The sequence below is a fragment of the Novosphingobium subterraneum genome, from assembly GCF_000807925.1.
In the GTDB taxonomy this organism is placed as follows: domain Bacteria; phylum Pseudomonadota; class Alphaproteobacteria; order Sphingomonadales; family Sphingomonadaceae; genus Novosphingobium; species Novosphingobium subterraneum.
Genome location: NZ_JRVC01000022.1, coordinates 61365 through 80161 on the forward strand (window position 1 = coordinate 61365; position 18797 = coordinate 80161).

An 18797-nucleotide genomic window follows, 5' to 3' on the forward strand; every position below is an offset into this window, starting at 1 on the left:
ACAACTGTCCCGTCACTCTCGTGACAAATGCCGTCATCTTCGTTGACGTGTTCAGGGTGCCTTCGGACCGAACGCGATGGCGCCTGCAACATTGCCGGTGGTCGTCTGGAGATAGTACCCGACGCCGGCATGCGTCGCCCCGACCCCGGCGAGGAAGCCTTCGATCGAGGCCCCGCTGGCACCGGTCAGCGTCATTTGTCCGGTGCCAGCACCGAATGCCGTTCCGCTGGCGCGAAGCGAGATCGAGGGGGTGGCCGTGCCGCCGCTGGTAGCCATGGTGACCGGCTGGCCTGACACCGTCAGTCCGGCCTCGAACCCGACCTTGGCGGTGGAGAAATCGACCGAGAGCTTCGCACTGTCGAGCGTCCCGACGACGGCGTTGGGTGTTGCCGGACGAGTGCTGCCGACGAGGGCGTAGTCGACCTTGCCGGAGGTCGGCGCATTGGTGGCAGGCTTGCCCCAGACCTGGGCGAGGCCGCCTGTTCCGAGCGTGGTGCTGGGCGTTCCGGCAAGGCCGGTGATGTTGCCATTGACCCAGCGCGACCAGGCAACGATTCCGGAGGCATTGCCACGGTCAGTGCTGGTCGCGCCGCTCTGCTCGAAGAAGCCATCAACCTTCGTGAGCCCGCCGTTGCTGTCGGTGGTGACGGGCGTTGCGTTTTCGAAGGTGGAGAAGCGTCCGCCGCCGAGATAGCCGACATACTTGACGATGCCGTCCGGCGCAGCCGCGGGCGTGGTGTTGCCGCTTCCCGTTCCAGCCCCCGCTCCAATCTTGAAGGCTGCCGCGCCGATGATGTTCCTGGCGTTTCCGGCGGTGCTGACGGCGGTGTAGGTCAGGGCAAGCTTGTCGGTGCTGCCGGCCCAGTTGCCGAAGGCGGCAAGGTAGCAAACGTTGCCATTGCACGAACCAGAGTGGTCGTCACCCGGGACGACGAAGCTGAAGCTCTGATTGGAGAAGACATTGAAGTTGCTGGTCGACTGGGTGATGTCGGCAAGGCCGCCGGTCGTGGTGAAATCGAAGGTATAGGCGCCGCCGCCAACCCCGCCGGTCGGCATCACGATCTTCGCCTCCATCGCGATCTTGGGCAGGGCGAGGCCGAAGTTGACCTTGAAGCTGCCGGTAAAGGTGCCGGGCGCGCCGGAGCCGTCGATCCAGGTCGGCTTGGTGGCAGCGAGGAGGTCGTAGGCGATCGTCCCGGTGGTCGGCGCCGCAAAGCCGGTCGGCGTGGCGCGGGTCAGCATGTAGTGGAAGCCCTGATCTGCCGTCAGGGTAAAGGGAGTTGCGCCGGTGTTGGTGCCATCGGACCAGCGACCGACAAGCACATCGGCATCTCCTGCGACGTCGCTGATCGTCATGGTGCCTGGCGTGCGGGTGAAGTTGCCAGCGCGGGTGTAGCTGGTGAGTCCGCCATTGCTATCGAGCGTGTAGGACAGGGCATCGAAACCCTGCTCGCTGCCCGCCAGCAGGGTGCTGCTCGAGAGGCGCAGGGTGGTTATGAAGTTTATGCGCGGGGACGTGCCGTTGAAGCCGCCGGTATAGCCAGTCAGCACATTCGATGCAGGAGCCTTTCCGAGATAGGCGAGCGTCGTTCCGGTCTGTCCGAAAACGGCGACGCCGTTGATCTGGGTGGAGCCGGGCAGGGACCTGTCCGACAGGCTGTAGGCAAAACCGGCATAAGCGGCGTTCTGGCCGAACAGGTTTCCGTTGAGCGTGGTGCCACAGGCCGAGACGCACCCGCCGCCGGAAGTGGAGGTGGTGGCAAGGTTCGCGTTGGTGCCGACGAAGGCGCGGTCCGTGCCGATCAGCAAACCGCCATTGGTCGGATCGGCGGCGCCGCCTGCGGTTTGGACATGCCAGCTGCGGCTCCCCGCGACTACATCCATGGCCACGCCGACCTTGGGCGCGGCGCCGAAGCTTACCGCGAGGCTGCCGGCGAATGTCCCGACTTCGCCTTCTGCCGCCCCGTAGTCAGTCGGTGCGGTGCCGCCGACGAGCCGATAGTCGACTTTCCCGCTGGCCGGGATCGTGGCCGATGGCGTGCCGACGATGAGGTGGTTGTTGAAGTTCACCGCATTGTTCGAGGTGTCCGACAAGTAGCGGGTCCAGGCGACGTCATCGCCGAAGCGGCCGTATTCCTTGGCGACGTTGACCGGGTTTGCCGCGTAGTTGAAATCGAGCGGACGGCCGTTCTGCGAAAACTGCAGGCGCTTGATCTTCCCCTCGGCAGTAATGTCGGCAGTGACGGGCGAGGTGATCAGCGTGGCTTCGGCGCTGGTGTTGTAGCCGACCTTGGCTGCGCTGGTGCCGGGCAGACCGGAAAACTGGTCGGGGTTGCCGCCATCCGCGAGGTAGACATAGTAGCTCTGGATGAAGGCCAGCGTCGCCCCGTCGAACAGGGCAGCCAGCACGCCGGCGTCGGTCAGCGCCTTGAGGTAGGCGAGAATCTGCGCCTGCGTAAGTGCCGTGTATTCCGAAGGCTTTCCGCCGCCTGCGAGGAAAGCGTAGTACGCTTCGAGCGCGGTGACATACGTCGCGTAGACAGGCAGCGCCGTGTAGCCATCGGGCGTGCCGCCGCCTGCAAGGAAGGCGTAGTAGGCGGTGAGAAATTCCGCCTGCGTGCCGAGCAACGTGGCAAGCTTGCCGCTGTCGATCAGCGCCTTGATGTACTGCTGCAGCAAGGCGAGGTCGGCCCCGGTATAGGCGCTCGGCACGCCGCCCGCCTGCAGGTAGTCGACATAGGTCGAAAGCGCATCGGCAAAGGCTTCGTAGTTCGGCGGGGTGGGCAGGCCGGTATAGAGGTCCGGGTTTCCACCATTGGCGAGATAGGCGAAGAACGCCGAATAGAAGCTGGCGAGTTGGCCAAGGAACGCCTCGTTCGCGTCCACTGCCGAAAGCGCGGCGAGATACTGGCGGATCTCGTCCTGCGTCAGTGCGGTGTAGGCAGACGGCAGCCCGCCGTTCTGCAGGAATTCGTAATAGGCCTGGAGCGCCGTGGCGTAGCCGGTGAAGACGTTGAACGGCAGGCCCTGCCAGCCATCGATCGTCCCGCCACCGGTCAAGTAGGCCAGGTACTGGGCATAGAACGTGGCCTGTGCGCCGAGGAACCGGTCAAGCGCGCCAGCAGCGGCAAGGGCATCGAGGTACTGACGCAGCACGGCGGGATCGAGCGCGGTATAGGCCGAGGGCACGCCACCCGCCGCGAGATAGGCCTGATAGCTGCTGAGTGCGGATGCATAACCGGCAAAGACATTGGCGGGCAGGCCCTGCCAGCCGTCGATGGTGCCGCCCTGCTTCAGGTAGGCGAGATACTGCGCGTAGAACGTCGCCTGTGCGCCGAGGACCTGTTCGAACAGGCCCGTGGCCTGCAGGGTTTCGAGATACTGGCGCAGTGCGGCAGGATCGGCGGCGCCGTACTGGCTCGGCAACTGGCCGCCCTGGAGGTAGGCGAAGTAGGCGGTCAGCGCGGTCTGGTACTGCTGGATAAAGGCGGTGCCGCCATTGGCGAGATAGGCCTGCAACAGCGCGCGGTCGGTTTCGGCAAGGCGCACAAGCAGGCCGGAATCGTTGAGGAAGCCCATATAGGCGTTGAGCGTCGCCTGGGTCGCGCCTGCAAACGCCAGCGGATCGCCGCCGCTGCGCAGATAGGCGAAGTAGGCGCTGGTCAGCGAAGTGTAGCGCGTGACGAACTGGTCGGCATTGCCGCCACCTAATACGAAGGCGAGATAGGCATCGACCAGCACGCGGTTCTGGCTCGACAGCGCGGCAAAGCCATCGGTGCGCGAGCGGTAGGAGATGAAGGCGTTGATATCGGCCAGCGAAGTGCCGCTGAACGAGGACGGCGCCGCACCCGAACGGACGAGGTCGAGGAACTGCACCATCAGCCCGGCATATACGGTGAGGAACTGCGCCTGGGTCTGGCCGCTGGCGAGGTAGTTCAGGTAGGCGCGGATCACGTCGGCCTGGGCCTGGTTGAAGGGCTGGCCGCCGTAGAGGCTTTCAAGCCGGGCGGCATAGGCGACGAGAACCGCAAGATCATTCGAAGGGAAAGTTTCGAGGCTGGGGTTGGCCACTGCCGCTTCGATACGCTGGCCTGACGAGACGATATCGCCCGAAGCGCCAGCTGCTGCGAGCGCTTCGCCGAGGACCACGGGCACCCCGTTCTCGGCAGCAGCGGCGGGACCGCCTTCGCTGATCGAGGCGACTTCCGGTTCGGGTGCCGGTGTTGATGCGGGCGCTGGTGCCGGAGTTGGCACGGGCGTCTGTGCCGCAAGCTGCGCTTGCCGCTGCGGGGTCATGCGCGGGGCGGGCGCGACGGGGGCCGATGTGGCAAGGCGCGGGTGGCCGTTGGCCACTTCCCATGCCTGCCCGGCGTTGAAGCGCCGCTCCTCGCGCCCGTTGGCAATGCTGGCAAGGCCGGTCAGAACGCGGCCCGTGGCCATCGTCTTGCCGCTGGCGTCGGTGGCAACCGAGAAGCTGCCCGACGAGCCTGCGCCCGCAATCTTGCCCGTTCCCTGACCGCCGAGGCGGACGAGTGTTTCGCTCATGCCCGCGCCGGTCACGGTGACGTTGCCCTTGAACAGATCGACCGAGCCATCGGGGCGCAGCCGGAATTCCGCGCCTTCGACGAACGAAAGCATCGCGCCGCTGGAGAGGCGGATCTGGGTGACGCCGGATTCTTGGGTCACGCGCTCGCCACGCAGGGCGGCGGCGGCAAGGTCGACATTGTCGGCAAAGACCACCTCTTGCGCGTGGGCGCGGGTGGCGAGTGCGAGGCTGGAGGCTCCGATCAGGAGGGCGGTGAGGGCTGAGGCTTTCATGGGGCTGGTCTCCCGGATCAGAATTCGAAGCGCGCGCCGGCCTGCACGGTCCAGCGTTCGTGATCGTAGAGGGCGATGTTCGACCAGTTGCGCGACCAGGCGGCCTTGGGCTGGAGGAACAGGCGCGGCAGGACGGCAATCTTGACGGCAGCGGTCACGTCGACACGCTCGTCATGGCGCTTGCGCATGAACAGCAGATCGGCGCGGTCATAGCGGCGCAAGTCGAACGCCACGCCACCAACCACCGCGACCTTGGGCGCGATCTGGATCTCGGCACCGGCGCTGGCTCCGGCGAACGTGTTGGATTCGGCATCGCCGGCCTGCGCGCGGGTTTCCTCGTGCCCGCCGATCAGGTTGACGGAGAACTGGCGGGCGGCGAGGCCGAGGCCCACGGCGAAGCGGTCAGCATCGCGCAAGGGGTCGCGGTCGTAATCGAAGCGGGTGTACTGCACCGAGGCGGACAGTGCCTTTCCGCCGCTCAGCATGTGGGTGTACTGGCCGATCGCGCCATAGGCGGTGCGGAAGCCCTTGTGGCCGAGCCAGTACTTCTGCACCTGCCCCGAAAGCGAGGCGACATCGCGGTTGGCGAAAGTGTGGGCAAAGCCTGCCGTCCCGGTGAGGCTGGCCTGATCGAAGGCGGCAGAGTCCAGATTGTCGCGGAAGTTGCCGAGGAGCGAGCCGAACACGCGGTCCTGCCGACTGATCGCGCTGACGCCCGAGATGCCGCCTGAGATGTCGTAGAACTTGTCCTTCTTGGCGCGGGCGTTGTTGCCCAGGGTGCCGGGGCCAAGCGCGGCAAACAGCGGGATGGTGATCGAGGTGAGCTGGGTGGCGGAGTTGATGTTGCTGTCGTGCCCGAAAGCGCTTTCCGCGAAGCCCGAAAGGTCGGAGCCGCCGCCCTTGATCTGCCTGTCGAACTGGCGGACGAAGCCGGTGAAGCGCTGGCGGACCGGGTCAGGGATGGTCGGATCGTCGACCACGGTGGCGAACTGGCTGCGGGCGGTGTCTATGTCACCGGCCAGGGCATAGGCGCGGGCGAGTTCGGCGCGGGCCGGGGCATTGTCGGGCTGGCGGGCAAGCACCCGCTGCAGGGCGACGATGGCTTCGCCATAGTACCCGGCGTCCGAAGCTGCCAGGCCGAGGGCGTAGTCGAACGCGGGGTCGCCGGCCTTCTGGCGCTCCTGCGCGGCAAGTGCGGCATAGCGGGCTTCGGCTTCGTTCGCCTGGCCGAACGCGGGCATTGGCAGCGCGGCAGCCACGGCCATGGCGCAGGCCGTCGCCCGCAGGAAAAGGTGCTTGGTCGCCATCGTACCCCTCGCGACTGGATGATGGCATTCCAGCTATCGCGGGGGGTGCGCGATGTCCGATGACAATGATCGTCACGGGGGTGACAAGGCCCGTAGGGTAGATCCCTGAGGCTTATCACATAGACACAGGCTATGCTTGCAGGCTAAGCCAGAGTCATGAGCAAGCCCCCTTCGCGCCTCCGCCTTGATCCCCGTGCTGTCGCCACGTTCTGGCGGGTGTGTGAGACCGGATCGATCAGTGGCGCGGCGCGGGCGCTGAATATCTCGCAGCCGTCAGTTTCGAACACGATCTCGCTGCTGGAGCAGCGGCTGGGGGTGACGCTGTTCGCGCGGTCGCGAAGCGGTATCGTGCTGACGCGCGAGGGCGAAGCTCTGCGCGAGCGGGCCGAGGCGATGGTGCGGCTGCTGGAGACGGCGGCAGTCGAGGTGGACCACGCTGCGCGCAACGTGGCCGGGCCGTTGCGGATCGGCGGGACGCCCGGCGCGCTGGTCAGCCTGTTGCCGCAGGCAGTGGCGCGGCTGGAGGAGCGCGTCGGTCCCTTCGCGCTGAGCGTGATCGAGCGGCCCGATCCCCAACTGACCGATCTTCTGCGCAAGGGTTCGCTCGACCTTGCCTTCGTGACGACCGAGATCGAAGCCTGTCCGCCGGATCTGGTTGAAGTGACGGCCTCGCGCGATTCCTTTGCCCTGATCGTGGGGCGGCGGCACGATGCCTTGGGCGACAGTGTTTCGCTGCGCGAGGTGGCCGACTTGCCGTGGGTCCTGCCCGAGGCGCAAGGCGCGTTCCGGCGCCAGGTCGATGCGCTGTTCCTGGCTGCCGGTGTGGCTGTGCCGCAGAACGTGATCCGCTGCGATTCGCTGCTGACGACCAAGGCCATCGTCCGCCATAGCGACCGCGTGACGATCCTGCCGCGTACGGTAGCGGCGGCAGAGCTGACCATCGGCGTGTTGCGGGCCATTGCGATCGGCGAGGCGACCTTCGAGCGCAGCGTGGGCGTGCGCTATCTGGCCGAGCGGGGACTGCCGCCGCTGGGGCGGGCGATGCTGGATGTCCTCGCCGAGGCATAGGCTGGGCCGATAACGGGGCGATAATCGGTTATTTTACCTGATGGCTTGCGCGGCGTAGGCCGGGCGGCAAAGCCTTGGGAGAAACCATGATCGATCGCCGTTCCGTTCTCGCCAGGGGCGTTGCTGCCCTTGCTGCAAGCGGTGCCTCGCTGTCTGCGAAGGCCACCCGCAAACCAGCCCCCAGCCCACGCTTTCCCGAGGGTTTCCTATGGGGCGCATCGACCGCGCCGCACCAGATCGAGGGTAACAATACCACGTCAGACCTGTGGTATCTCGAACACCAGCAGCCCACCGTCTTTGCCGAGCCTTCGGGCGATGCGGCCAACAGTTTCCTGTTGTGGGAGCGTGACCTCGACCTGGCCAAGTCGATCGGGCTCAACACCTATCGTTTCGGGGTGGAATGGGCGCGGATCGAGCCGGTCAAGGGGCGGTTCAGCACGGGCATGCTGGGGCACTATCGGCGGATCGTCGAAGGCTGCCGGGCGCGGGGACTCGCACCGGTCGTCACCTACAGCCACTTCAGCGCGCCCCTGTGGTTCAGCGCGCAAGGCGGCTGGACCAACCCCGAAAGCGCCGAGCTGTTCGCCCGCTACTGCACCCGCGTGACGCAGGCGATGGGCGAGCAGATGCACAGTGCGATCACGCTGAATGAGCCCAACATCTTGTTGCTGCTCAAGCCCATGCTTCCAAAGCCGGTGTGGGACATCCAGAAGCTGACGCTCGATACGGCGGCCAAGCGGCTCGGCGTGGAAAAAATGGTTTGCGGCAACGTGGCGGCTTATGAAGACCTGCCGGCACTGCAGGTCGGTCTGCTGGCCGCGCACAAGGCGGGCCGCGCGGCGATCAAGGCGGTGCGGCCGGACCTTCCGGTCGGCGTATCGCTGGCGATGCTGGACGATCAGGCGGTGGGCAAGAACTCAATCCGCGATCGCATGCGTAGCGAGCTTTACGGGTCGTGGCTTGAAGTGGCCAGGGCCGACGACTTCATCGGCGTGCAGAACTACGAGCGCGCCTTGTGGGGCGACAAGGGCAGGCTTCCTCCGCCCGAAGGCGGCATGCGCAATTTTTCAGGTACGGAAGTCTGGCCACCGTCACTGGCGGGCGCCGTGCGGTATGCCCATGCGGCGACGGGCGTGCCGGTGCTGGTCTCCGAGCACGGCGTCGGCATTGATGACGACGCGGTGCGCGCCGCGTTCATTCCGCCTTCGCTCGCGGGCCTCAAGCAGGCGATCGACGATGGCGTGCCGGTGATCGGTTACTGCCACTGGTCGCTGGTCGACAATTTCGAGTGGATCTTCGGCTACCGGCCCAAGTTCGGTCTCGCCAGCTATGACCCGGTGACGTTCGAGCGGAAGGCCAAGCCGAGCGCTGGCGTGCTGGGGGCGATCGCCAGGGCGAACGCGCTGGTTTGAAACGAAAGAGGTCCGAAACGAAGCGGGCGGCAGTTTGTCCTGCCGCCCGCCCCTTTTCGATGTCGCTTCGATCAGAACGCGATGCTGAGCGAGGCGCGGATCGAGTAATCGACGCCGCCCTGGATCTGTTCGGCACCGCCGGCCAGCTGCCAGGTGTAGTCCATGCCGCCCATCAGCAGGCGCGCTTCGGACGTCCAGCCTGACTTCATGCGGTCGGCCACCAGGCGGAACTGGTCGCCGTCCTCGAAGTTCGCCACCGTATCGCCGAGCGTTCCGGCGAGCCGTGCGCGGTAGCCGCCTTCCAGCTCAAGCGTGAGCGGGCGCTCGTCGCGGTTGACCTCGCCCGCGCTCCATGCGGCAGTGAGGCTTCCGGTGCCGGTCAGCAGGTCCGAGGTGCGCTTGGCGACGGACAGCGCGATCTGTTCGCTGCCGGTCTCGGTGTAGCCCTTTTCGCTCAGGCGGTAGTAATCGAACTTGGCCATCGGCTTGAGCGAGAGGTTGCCGCCGAGATCGGCACGGTAGGACACGCCGCCCTGGCCGCCTACGGTCCAGCCCTTCCACCGGCCATTGGCGGTGTACGTAAGAGCAGAGCCATTGACGGCGCCGGTGAACTGCCGCGTCGAATTCAGCGAGACACGGCCGCCCGAGGCCTTGGCAAAGGCGTAGAACGGACCGGAAGCGAGACGCCAGAACAGGCCAAGCTCGTAGTTGCTCGCATCGGTCTTCTGGTAGTCCGAGGTGGTGATGTCGCCCTTGGTATAAAGGAACGACAGGCCGAGATAGCCCGCGCCGATATCGCGCTCCAGCCCGGCCGACAGGCCCCAGCCCTTGACCTCGAACGCCGCCGTGCCGGTCTGGTCCTTGGTCCCGCGGAAGTAGACCGGTTCGAACCAGCCGCCGACTTCGCTGATGTCGAAGATCGAGCTGTCGTCCATCAGGTGGCGCGATGCGATCCGGCCCGAACGGGTGACGAAATCGAACACGCCACCGGCATAGTCGGGCAGGAGCTGATTGAACTGGCCCTGCAGCGCGGCAGCATCCTCCACTTGCAGGAAACTGCTGCCAAGGTTGGCCACGGCCGTGCCCTGCTTGTAGATCGCATCATAGGCGGCGGCCTGCGGCGCGGTCAGGCCAAGCTGCGCCGCGGTCTTGCGCGTCACGGCCAGCACCAGGGTCTCGCCGACGCGGTTGATCGCGCCGTTGAACAGGACCGGCAGCTGGGTGTTGGTTGCATCGAACACCGGCGCACCGGTCAGCGTGTCTGCCTTGAGGAAAGTGTAGTTGCCGACCGCCTTGTCGAGCGAAGTGATCGTGGCGGTGACCTTCGAGCCGGTGGCGAAGGTCGCGGTGTTGACGTCGATCAGGGAGGAGGTGCCCGTGCTGCCGTCGATATAGACGTTGAGCGCACCGCCCGAGTTCACGGTGAGGCTGTCAAATGAGAGGGTCGCCGCGCTGCTTGCGCCGAACCTGCCGCCGTTGACCGTGACGTCCAGTTGGCCAGCATTGGCAAGGGTACCCGAGAAGATCGAGGTCCCTCCAAGGGTGAGCGTTCCCGCGTTTCCGCCAATGTCCAGCTTGCCGATGAAGAAGGCGGTGTCACCCATCGTCATCGTGGCCGTGCCCGCGCCGAAATCGATGTTGCCGACATAGCCGCTGTCGCCCGAAAGCAGGACCGAATCGTTGCCCGCGCCGAGGAAGCTGTTGCCGAAGATCCGGCCCGAAGCCACGTCGAGCACGTCATTGCCGCTGCCGGTGTGGATGTTGCCGGTGATCGAGGTGTAGATCGTCGGGTTGGCGGAGTTGTAGCCGCTGGCGGCCTTCTCGGCGTCCTGCGCCTTCTTGTCGATCGCGTTGAGGTACTGCTTGATCGTCACGCCGCTGGTGTTGGCGGTCAGGTCGATCGCGCGCAGGTCATCGCCGCTTGTCCCCGAAACCGAGATGAACCCGGTGTTGTCGAGGCTGGTCAGCGTGCCCGACTTGTCCTGGATGGCATAGGCAGTGCCTTCGCCCGGCGAGGACAGCGTGGCCTTGATCGTGCCGCTGTTCGACAGGCTGGGCACGGTCGAGCCTTCGTTGATCAGGATGGCGACTGCCTTCTGGTCGACCGTCGTCGCGCTGACCGTGCCCGAGACGCCGATGCCGTTGGCCATGGTCACCGTGCCACCTTTGCCGCCGATCACGACCGCATAGGCATCGGTATTGCTGTAGACGGCATTGGCCGTGACGTTGCCGTCGAGCGCGAGCGAGAATTCGCCGTCGCGACCCTTGACCTTGCCGATCACGATGTCGCTCGCCGCGCCAACGAGGATGCCGGGGCTGTTGCCGACCGAGTTGATCGTGCCGGTGACTTCGGAGGCATCGGCCACGCCGTCGTTGTCCTCGTCGGTCTTGGTGCTGTCGAGGTCATAGGGGGCCGCGTCGAGCAGGATGCCGCCCGCGACGCTGCCGCCGATCTCCACTGCGGCCTTGCCGGTGCGCAAGTCGGTGCGGGAAAGCGTCTTCGTGGTGCCGGCGTCATTGGTGTAGGACGAGCTTTGCGAGATCGCGCCCTGTATGCGCACCGCGCCGCCGACATTGCCGCCAACGACAAGGCCCTGCGCGCCCGCGCCGACCACGGCAACGGTGCCTTCGACCGTCACGTTGCCCGACACGCCCCTGGTGCCGATGCCGACGCTGTTGTCGCCCAGTACCTTGATCGTGCCGGTATTGGAAACGCTGCCGGTGAGGTCAGACTTGGCGACCATGCCGCCCGAATTGAGGCCTTCGACGGTGATCGTGCCGGTGTTCTTGAGCGTTGCCGTGGTCGTCGCGCCTGCGCCGACCAGAATGCCATAGCGGTTGCTGGCCGAAGCGATCGGGCCATCGACGGTGCCGTTGTTGTCGGTATCGGCGCCGTTGAAGCTTTCGGTCACGGTTATCGTGCCGCCGTTGGTCACCGTGGTGTTGCGCCCGGCCTCGACGGTGATTCCGGTGTCGCCGTCCTTGCCGCCGGTGTTGGTGATGGTGCCGCCCGATGCGACGGTGGCGGTGTTGTTCGAATCGACCGTGACCGCGGTGCCGCCCGAGCCCAGCGTGATGGTGCCGCCACTGGCGACGGTGACGTTCCCGGCGGTCGAGGTCTTGAGCGGCGCGGTGGTGCTGGTGCTGACGGTGGTGTCGGCATGGGCCGCCTGAGGCGCCATGAGGACGAGAGCCAGAGAGGCTCCAGTCAGCGTCGACAGAATGGTTGTGCTGTGAAGACGGTCCATAAACCCCTCATGAATTCCGATAAAGATGGCCCGCGCCGGGGTGCGGTCGGCGCGGGCCGAGTGCCGGATGGCGAGGCAGGCCCCGCTGTCCGATCGACAGGTCGGAGGACTTGTGGCCGCAAAGCCGGTTGCCTCCGCGGGACCTAACGGAGCGCGCCGGCCAACCCTTCGCCGGGGCGTGCAAATAATTGCGACGAACCGTGTCTTAAGTTCCCGTAAATCTGTTGTTCACTTGGGAACTGGCAGGCAGGGTACGTGGAATCCCCTGCGCTTGGGCCGGGGATTGGTGCGAAACGGCGGGTATCCTTGACCTTCTACGGCGATCTGCGCTCGGAAGCGGTGTCGGCTGAGGACAGCCCGATTCCCGCTGCGGATCCGATCCATCGCGAGGCGCTGGATGACGCGGCCCTCATGCGCGAGGTTGCGCGCGGGTCGGTCGACGCCTTCACGCTGCTGGTCGATCGCCATTCGCCCGCGCTCTATCGCGTGGCCATGCGCATGCTGTCCGATGCGGCCGAGGCCGAGGACGTGCTGCAGGACTGCTTTGCCCGCCTGTGGCAGAACGCCCCGCGCTGGACGCCGACCGGCGCTGGCCTTGTCGGCTGGCTGCACCGCGTGACGATGAACCTGTGCTTCGATCGCAAGCGCCGCTTCCGCGTGGTTACGGTCGAGGCGTTGCCCGATCCGGCGGACGAAACGCCTCTCGCCGATCGCCGAATCGAGGCCGATCAGGCATCCCGGGCGGTGGCAGCCGCGCTGGCGGACTTGCCAGAGCGTTATCGCGCAGCATTGGTCCTTTGTTATTACGAAGGTTTTTCCAACGCCCTTGCAGCCGAGGTGCTTGATCTCAATATCAAGGCGATGGAATCGCTGCTGTTCAGGGCCCGCAGGCAGATGCGCACGCTGTTGGAAGCGCGCGACGTCGGTTGTGCCGATCTCGAGGCCCACGCGTGATGGCGCGCGAGGTTCCCGTCTCCCCCGCGAAGGCCAGCGCGGCGCTTGATGCGATGCTGAACAAGGCGCCGCGTCCTGCAATGCCGCCGGGGCTTGCGGCGCGGATCGTGGCACAGGCTACGGCGTTGCCGCAGCTTTCCGCCGAAGCCGCACCCCTCGCAGAGCCGTCGACGCCGCGCGAAACGGCGCAGGTGATTCCATTCACTGGCGCTGAAGCTCGCCCCGCTCGGGTGGCTGCGCCTTCGCGCGTGCGGTTTGCCGTCGGCGGCCTTGCCGCTGCTGCGGCAGCTATTGCCGCCGTCGTGCTGCTCGGCCAGCCAGCGCACAACCCGGTTCAACCGGGCGGGCCAACCACTGTGATGGCGCGGCAGCAACCCGCAGCCCAGCCCTCCGCAATCGCGGTGCCTGCGGCAGAAACTCCGGTGCAATTGGCGCAAGTCCCCCTGCCTCCGGCGGCGCGCGGAAGCGGTGCGGCGGCTGAAAAGAGGCCGGATGCACAGGAGTTGGTCCCGGTAGCGCCGCCCGTGGCAGTGCCCGAAGCGCAGCTTGCGTCGACCCCGGCGCAGCCCTCGCGCGAGACTGCCGGGCCTACTTCCGACCCTTCGCCCCGCCCGGCATTGCCGCGCGGTTTGATGGGACCGCCGGCACCGCAGCAGGGCTGGGGCTTTTCGGGCGGGGCGCCGGGCGCAGGCCTTCCGGGCGGGCAGGCGCTGCCCAGCCAGACAACGGGGTCCGCCCCGCCGCCACCTCCCCCGCCGGGCAACTAGCCGCAGCCTTGACGCTCGGCTAAGGGCTTGGCCATGCAACAAGAACCGATCCTCGTGCTGACCACTGGCGGCACCATCGACAAGGCCTATTTCGACGCATTGAGCGAATACCAGATCGTCGAGAGCGGAATCCCCGCGCTGATCGCCGAGGCGCGCGTGGCGCTGCCGTTCCGGGTGATGGAACTGATGCGCAAGGACAGCCTCGAACTGACCGACGCCGACCGCGCGCTGATTGCCGCCGCGGTGCGCGAGGCGCCCGAGCGCCATGTCGTCATTACCCATGGCACGGATACGATGACCGAAACGGCCAAGGCGCTCAGCGACATTGCCGGCAAGACCATCGTGCTGACGGGCGCCCTGTCACCGGCGCGCTTTGCCGAGACCGACGCGCACTTCAATCTCGGCATGGCCTTCGCCACGGCGCAGGTGGCGGCGCCCGGCGTGTGGATCGCGATGAGCGGCCAGGTGTTCGATGGCCTCAAGGTTCGCAAGGACCGCGCGGCCGGCAAGTTCGTGAGCGTCTGACCTCACGAACCTGCCCAGCCGGTCAAGCCGTAAGGAATTCCTTGGTATAGCGTTCGCGCAGGGTGCGCTTGTCGACCTTCTCGGTGCCGAGACGTGGGAGAGGTTCCGTCACTTCCCAGAAGCGCACCGGGATCTTGAATGGAGCGATGTGCGCCTTGAGGAATTCGCGCAGTTCCTCCTCGGTGGCCGAGCAGTCCTCCTTCGCAAGGTAAACGGCGGCGGGCACTTCGCCGAACTTCTCGTCGGGCAGGCCGAACACACTGGCTTCGGCGATGCAGGGGTGAGCGTAGATCGCGCTTTCCACCTCGATGCACGAGATATTCTCGCCACCGCGAATGATGATGTCCTTCTTGCGGTCGACGATGAACAGGTAGCCTTCCGGATCGAGGTAGCCGAGGTCGCCGGTGCGGAAGTAGCCATCGGGCATGATCGCTTCGCGCGTGGCCTTCTCGTTGTCCCAATAGCCGAGGAAATTGCAGATCGAGCGGATCGACACCTCGCCAACCTGGCCTTGCGGCAGCGGCTTGCCATCATCGTCGAGGATGGCGAGATCGACCAGCGGGCGCGAGGCCGTGCCGGTGCTGCCGGGCTTGGCGAGGTAGTTCTCGTTCAGGTTGCCGCAGCCGACGCCATTGGTCTCGGTCAGGCCATAGCCCAGCAACGGGAAGGCATGGGGCAGTGCCTTGCGGATGCGGTCGACGTGCTCGACCGGGCGCGGCGCGCCACCGGCGGCGAACGAGACGCAGGTCGAAAGATCGTACTTGTCGCGGTCCGGATGGGTGGCGATCTCGAAGCTCATCAGCGGTACGCCGACGAAGTAGGTCACCTTCTCGCGCTCGATCAGGCGCATTGCCTCCACTGCGTCCCACTTGGGCATCAGTACCAGCTTGCGACCCAGCGCGAAGGACTGGAGGAACACCGGCACTTCGCCGGTCACATGGAACAGCGGCACGTTTACCAGCGTTACCGGCTGCGAACCTTCTGCCGGGCCTTCGCCCCGCGCCGTCAGGATCGCCAGCATCGCCGCCGACTGGCAGACGTAGTTCATCGTGCCCTGCACGACACCGCGGTGATCGGAATAGGCGCCCTTGGCCATGCCGGTGGAGCCCGAGGTGAACAGCACCGTGGCCAGATCGTCTCCGGTAAGGTCGGGCAGGATGGTTTCCATTCCGCCACCGTTTGCGAGCAGCGCGGCAAGGCCCTCTTCGTAAGGGCAATCGTGGCCCATCGGCAGGAGCTGCGCGCCGTGCGCGTGACCTTCGAGCCGGGCGGCACGCGCAGCGTCGGCAATGACGAAGCGGCACTTCACCAGATCGATGCCGTGGGCCAGTTCCTCGCCCTGCCACCAGCCGTTGAGCAGGGTGGCGCAACCGCCTGCCATCAGCACGCCCATGTAGGCGATGACCCAGTTGGCCGAATTGCGTGCCGCCAGCCCGACGCGTTCGCCCTTCTGCAGCTTCAGCCCTTCGACCAGACCACCCGCGACATGGCGCGCCGCCTTGTAGACATCGGCAAAGCTCAGGCGGGTGTCACCATCGACGATGAAGGTCTTCTCACCCTGCGTCGCGCAGAAGTAGGCAAAGTAGGCCGGCAGGTGCGGCGGTGCGGCGGCGATCATCGGCAACTGCTGCCCGAACCGCTCGATGGGGACGGTGTGGAACATGCCACCTTCGGCAGTGAGCGCGCCAAAGGCGCTGTCCATGGCGAGGTCCAGCTCGGTCTTCATGTTACCCTTTCGTCTCCTCACCCTGACGCTGTCTTGTTTCGCGCCTTTTTCGGGTTTGCCTGCAACCTTTTCCCTGTGCCAATACGTTACCTCATCGGGCGCGTTTGACAGCACGAAAACGGGCCAACCAAAACATTCTGTCCTGAAAGTTCTAGGGAGTTCATCTCTTGCTGTCACTAGTGTCAACAGCAACCGCGCTTGCCGTAGCGTCGGCATCCGCAACTGCCGGACATGCGCCGATTCGCTGGGAGGATCTGGGCGTCGGGCCGATCGCGCTCGATCTCGGGTTCTTTGCGCTCAAATGGTATTCGCTGGCCTATCTTGCCGGGATCGTTCTGGGCTACTGGCACCTTTTGAAGATGCTGCGTCAGCCCGGTGCGCCGATGGCGCAGCGCCATGCCGACGACCTGTTCTTCTATGCAACGCTCGGCATCATCCTGGGCGGGCGGCTGGGCTATGCGATCTTCTATGCCCCCGAACTGCTGACGCATCCGGAGAACCTGATCAAGCTGTGGGAAGGCGGGATGAGCTTCCACGGCGGGTTGATCGGCACTGTGCTGGCGATCGCCTGGGTATCCTGGCGCGGCAAGCTCAACTTCGTGCGCGTGTGCGACTACATCTCGGTCTGCGTGCCGTTTGGCCTGCTGTTCGGCCGTCTGGCAAACTTCGCCAATGGCGAACTGTGGGGCCGCGAGGCCGGTCCCGGCGTGCCTTGGGCGATGGTTTTCCCCGGCGGCGGACCGGTCGCCCGTCACCCCAGCCAGCTCTACGAGGCCATCCTGGAAGGACTCGTGCTGGCGATCGTCCTGCTTGTGCTGTTCTGGAAGACCAGGGCACGCTGGCGGCCCGGCCTGCTCGTCGGCACCTTCACGCTGGGCTATGCCCTGTCGCGCTTCACCGTCGAGTTCTTCCGCGAGCCCGATGCCCAGCTGCTGGACCTTGCCATGCAGAGCGGCCTTTCGATGGGGCAGTGGCTGACCGTCCCGATGATGGCCGTGGGTCTGTTCTTCCTGCTGCGCGGCTTGATGCGCCAACCCGTGGCAACGGGCGGAGCGCTTCCGGCGTGAGTGCATCGCTGCTGGAGACCTTCGCCCGCCTGATCGCCAATACCGGTCCGATCAGCGTGGCGCACTACATGGCAGAATCCAACGCGCGCTATTACTCCAGCCGCGATCCTTTCGGAACGGCGGGCGATTTCATCACCGCGCCCGAAATCAGCCAGATGTTCGGCGAACTGATCGGCCTGTGGATGGCCGACATCTGGATTCGCGCCGGGCGGCCCGAGCCGATTCACTATGTCGAGCTTGGGCCGGGGCGCGGCACGCTGGCACGCGATGCGCTGGGCGCGGCGCGCCGCTATGGCCTGACGCCCCGCGTGCATTTCGTGGAGACGAGCACCGCGCTCAAGGCGCTGCAGCTCGAACTCCATCCCGCAGCCTTCTGGCATGCCGACCTGTCGACCTTGCCGACCGACGGCCCCCTGCTGATCATTGCCAACGAGTTCCTCGATGCGCTGCCGGTGCGTCAGCTTGTGCGCACGCCGGCTGGCTGGCGCGAACGCATGGTCGGCATTGCCGACGGGCGCCTGATCCCGGTCGCAGGGACGGCGCCGATGGATGCCGCCGTGCCGCAGGGGCGGCATGAAGCACCGGAAGGCACGATTCTCGAAACATCCCCGGCTTCGGCAGCGGTCGTCTACGAAGTGGCGGGCAGGCTGGCCGGGCAGGGCGGCGCCGCGCTGTTCATCGACTATGGCCATGCCGAACCCCGCACCGGCTCCTCGCTCCAGGCGGTGCGCGCGCATCGCAAGGTCGATGTCTTTTCCAATCCGGGCGACGCGGACCTGACCGCGCATGTCGATTTTTCGGCACTGGCTCCGATCGCGCTGTCGCGCGGAGTGCAATGGCTCGGCACGGTCGAACAGGGGCGCTGGCTGCGCGCGCTGGGGATCGATGCGCGGGCAGACGCGCTGGCGGCCTATGCGCCGCCCCATGCCGAGGCAATCCAGGCCGCGCGCGAACGGTTGACTGGCGAAGGGCAGATGGGTGTCCTGTTCAAGGTCATGGGACTCGCAGGGCCGCATTGGCCACAGGGCGCCGGATTCGCCTGAGGCGCCAACCGCGCCCCACCCATTGTCGCAAGCTTGAAATCGCCCGGAAATACAGGGCCTGATAAGGGCTGTTTCCCGCACCAAAATGCCTGTTGGCAAAGCCGTGGCTTTGCGTCTATCAGGCGCGCCAAGTGGGGGCCGGGGCCGTGCATTTGCGCGTGCCCGGTTCCCGTGCGGTTCCGGTGTTCATGTGGTTAGCCCCATGGGCAATTTCCAGAGCCGTTCCAAAGGGGCAAGTTGGACCGTGCGCGATCCGCGTGCGCGGCGGCAGCAGGCAGGGAATTTCAATGGCTGAACAGGCAAGCATCGACACTTCGGCACAGGCCGAAGAAGGCGTGCGCCGGCGCGATTTCATCAATATCGCGGCGGTGAGTTTTGCGGGGGTTGGCGGCGCTGCCGTGCTGGTCCCGCTGGTAAGTCAGATGGCGCCGTCGGCGGACGTCCTGGCGCAGAGCTCGACCGAAATCGACATTTCGGCGATCCAGCCGGGCCAGGCGATCAAGGCGGTGTTCCGCAAGCAGCCGGTGTTCATCCGCAACCTGACGCCGGAAGAAGTCTCTGCCGCCGACAAGGTGGATGCATCCTCGCTGCGCGATCCGCAGACGCTGGAAGAGCGCACCAAGGAAGGCAAGACCAACTGGCTCATCACCATGGGCGTCTGCACCCACCTCGGCTGCGTGCCGCTGGGCGCGGGCGAAGGTGAAGTGAAGGGCGAGTTTGGCGGCTATTTCTGCCCGTGCCACGGTTCGCACTATGATACCGCCGCACGCATCCGCAAGGGTCCGGCACCGAAGAACCTCGAGGTGCCCGAATATGCATTCATCTCCGACACTGTCGTGAAGATCGGCTGAGGACAGGCAAC

The 18797-nt window shown here is 66.0% G+C and carries 12 protein-coding genes; 8 read left to right on the plus strand and 4 right to left on the minus strand.

Annotated elements, in window-relative coordinates:
• Nucleotides 1-51 precede the first annotated feature (51 nt).
• Together NJ75_RS18410 and NJ75_RS18415 are read right to left on the minus strand one after the other, a co-directional pair.
• A complete protein-coding gene (locus tag NJ75_RS18410) occupies nucleotides 52-4818 on the minus strand; it encodes a hypothetical protein (protein ID WP_039337139.1) in 4767 nt (1588 codons plus the stop codon).
• Between the two features lie 17 nt (nucleotides 4819-4835).
• Nucleotides 4836-6125, minus strand: a complete 1290-nt coding sequence (locus tag NJ75_RS18415) for a tetratricopeptide repeat protein (protein WP_039337140.1) — start codon at nucleotides 6123-6125, stop codon at nucleotides 4836-4838.
• A 156-nt stretch (nucleotides 6126-6281) separates the two neighbouring features.
• Between NJ75_RS18415 and NJ75_RS18420 the strand changes: the two genes are divergently transcribed.
• Nucleotides 6282-7193 (plus strand): LysR family transcriptional regulator, encoded by a 912-nt coding sequence (locus NJ75_RS18420; protein ID WP_039337142.1) that lies wholly within the window; start codon nucleotides 6282-6284, stop codon nucleotides 7191-7193.
• Between the two features lie 86 nt (nucleotides 7194-7279).
• Nucleotides 7280-8605 (plus strand): family 1 glycosylhydrolase, encoded by a 1326-nt coding sequence (locus tag NJ75_RS18425; protein WP_039337144.1) that lies wholly within the window; start codon nucleotides 7280-7282, stop codon nucleotides 8603-8605.
• Nucleotides 8606-8676: 71 nt separating this feature from the next.
• On the opposite strand, the gene NJ75_RS18430 is transcribed toward NJ75_RS18425, so the two are convergent.
• Nucleotides 8677-11853: a beta strand repeat-containing protein gene (locus tag NJ75_RS18430; protein WP_052242638.1), complete on the minus strand. Its 3177-nt coding sequence runs from the start codon at nucleotides 11851-11853 to the stop codon at nucleotides 8677-8679.
• Nucleotides 11854-12159: 306 nt separating this feature from the next.
• Between NJ75_RS18430 and NJ75_RS18435 the strand changes: the two genes are divergently transcribed.
• The 3 genes from NJ75_RS18435 to NJ75_RS18445 are packed head-to-tail and all read left to right on the plus strand — an operon-like array spanning nucleotide 12160 to nucleotide 14099.
• Nucleotides 12160-12807: an RNA polymerase sigma factor gene (locus NJ75_RS18435; protein WP_082013464.1), complete on the plus strand. Its 648-nt coding sequence runs from the start codon at nucleotides 12160-12162 to the stop codon at nucleotides 12805-12807.
• The gene (locus NJ75_RS18440; RefSeq protein ID WP_039337146.1) at nucleotides 12807-13574 is read left to right on the plus strand and encodes a hypothetical protein; all 768 of its coding nucleotides are present in this window, start codon (nucleotides 12807-12809) and stop codon (nucleotides 13572-13574) included. The genes NJ75_RS18435 and NJ75_RS18440 overlap by 1 nt, the downstream gene beginning before the upstream one ends.
• Nucleotides 13575-13607: 33 nt before the next feature.
• Nucleotides 13608-14099, plus strand: a complete 492-nt coding sequence (locus tag NJ75_RS18445) for an asparaginase domain-containing protein (RefSeq protein ID WP_039337149.1) — start codon at nucleotides 13608-13610, stop codon at nucleotides 14097-14099.
• Nucleotides 14100-14121: 22 nt separating this feature from the next.
• Here NJ75_RS18445 and NJ75_RS18450 read toward each other — a convergent pair whose 3' ends face one another.
• Complete coding sequence (locus NJ75_RS18450; RefSeq protein ID WP_039337151.1) at nucleotides 14122-15825, minus strand: class I adenylate-forming enzyme family protein; 1704 nt, start codon at nucleotides 15823-15825, stop codon at nucleotides 14122-14124.
• Between the two features lie 167 nt (nucleotides 15826-15992).
• Between NJ75_RS18450 and lgt the strand changes: the two genes are divergently transcribed.
• The 3 genes from lgt (at nucleotide 15993) to petA (ending at nucleotide 18786) form a co-directional block, all read left to right on the plus strand.
• Nucleotides 15993-16892 carry a prolipoprotein diacylglyceryl transferase gene (gene lgt, locus NJ75_RS18455; RefSeq protein ID WP_039337153.1) on the plus strand — a complete coding sequence of 300 codons (900 nt, stop codon included), beginning with the start codon at nucleotides 15993-15995 and terminating at the stop codon, nucleotides 16890-16892.
• The gene (locus NJ75_RS18460; RefSeq protein WP_039337154.1) at nucleotides 16889-17935 is read left to right on the plus strand and encodes a class I SAM-dependent methyltransferase; all 1047 of its coding nucleotides are present in this window, start codon (nucleotides 16889-16891) and stop codon (nucleotides 17933-17935) included. The genes lgt and NJ75_RS18460 overlap by 4 nt, the downstream gene beginning before the upstream one ends.
• A gap of 287 nt (nucleotides 17936-18222) precedes the next feature.
• Nucleotides 18223-18786, plus strand: coding sequence for a ubiquinol-cytochrome c reductase iron-sulfur subunit (gene petA / locus NJ75_RS18465; RefSeq protein ID WP_039337156.1), 564 nt, complete (start codon nucleotides 18223-18225; stop codon nucleotides 18784-18786).
• Nucleotides 18787-18797 lie beyond the last annotated feature (11 nt).

Coding starts and splice junctions, on each gene's coding strand:
- NJ75_RS18430 (WP_052242638.1), bottom strand. CDS start 11,853: ATGGACCGTCTTCACAGCACAACCATTCTGTCGACGCTGACTGGAGCC.
- NJ75_RS18410 (WP_039337139.1), bottom strand. CDS start 4,818: ATGAAAGCCTCAGCCCTCACCGCCCTCCTGATCGGAGCCTCCAGCCTC.
- NJ75_RS18425 (WP_039337144.1), top strand. CDS start 7,280: ATGATCGATCGCCGTTCCGTTCTCGCCAGGGGCGTTGCTGCCCTTGCT.
- NJ75_RS18445 (WP_039337149.1), top strand. CDS start 13,608: ATGCAACAAGAACCGATCCTCGTGCTGACCACTGGCGGCACCATCGAC.
- NJ75_RS18415 (WP_039337140.1), bottom strand. CDS start 6,125: ATGGCGACCAAGCACCTTTTCCTGCGGGCGACGGCCTGCGCCATGGCC.
- NJ75_RS18420 (WP_039337142.1), top strand. CDS start 6,282: ATGAGCAAGCCCCCTTCGCGCCTCCGCCTTGATCCCCGTGCTGTCGCC.
- NJ75_RS18440 (WP_039337146.1), top strand. CDS start 12,807: ATGGCGCGCGAGGTTCCCGTCTCCCCCGCGAAGGCCAGCGCGGCGCTT.
- petA (WP_039337156.1), top strand. CDS start 18,223: ATGGCTGAACAGGCAAGCATCGACACTTCGGCACAGGCCGAAGAAGGC.
- NJ75_RS18450 (WP_039337151.1), bottom strand. CDS start 15,825: ATGAAGACCGAGCTGGACCTCGCCATGGACAGCGCCTTTGGCGCGCTC.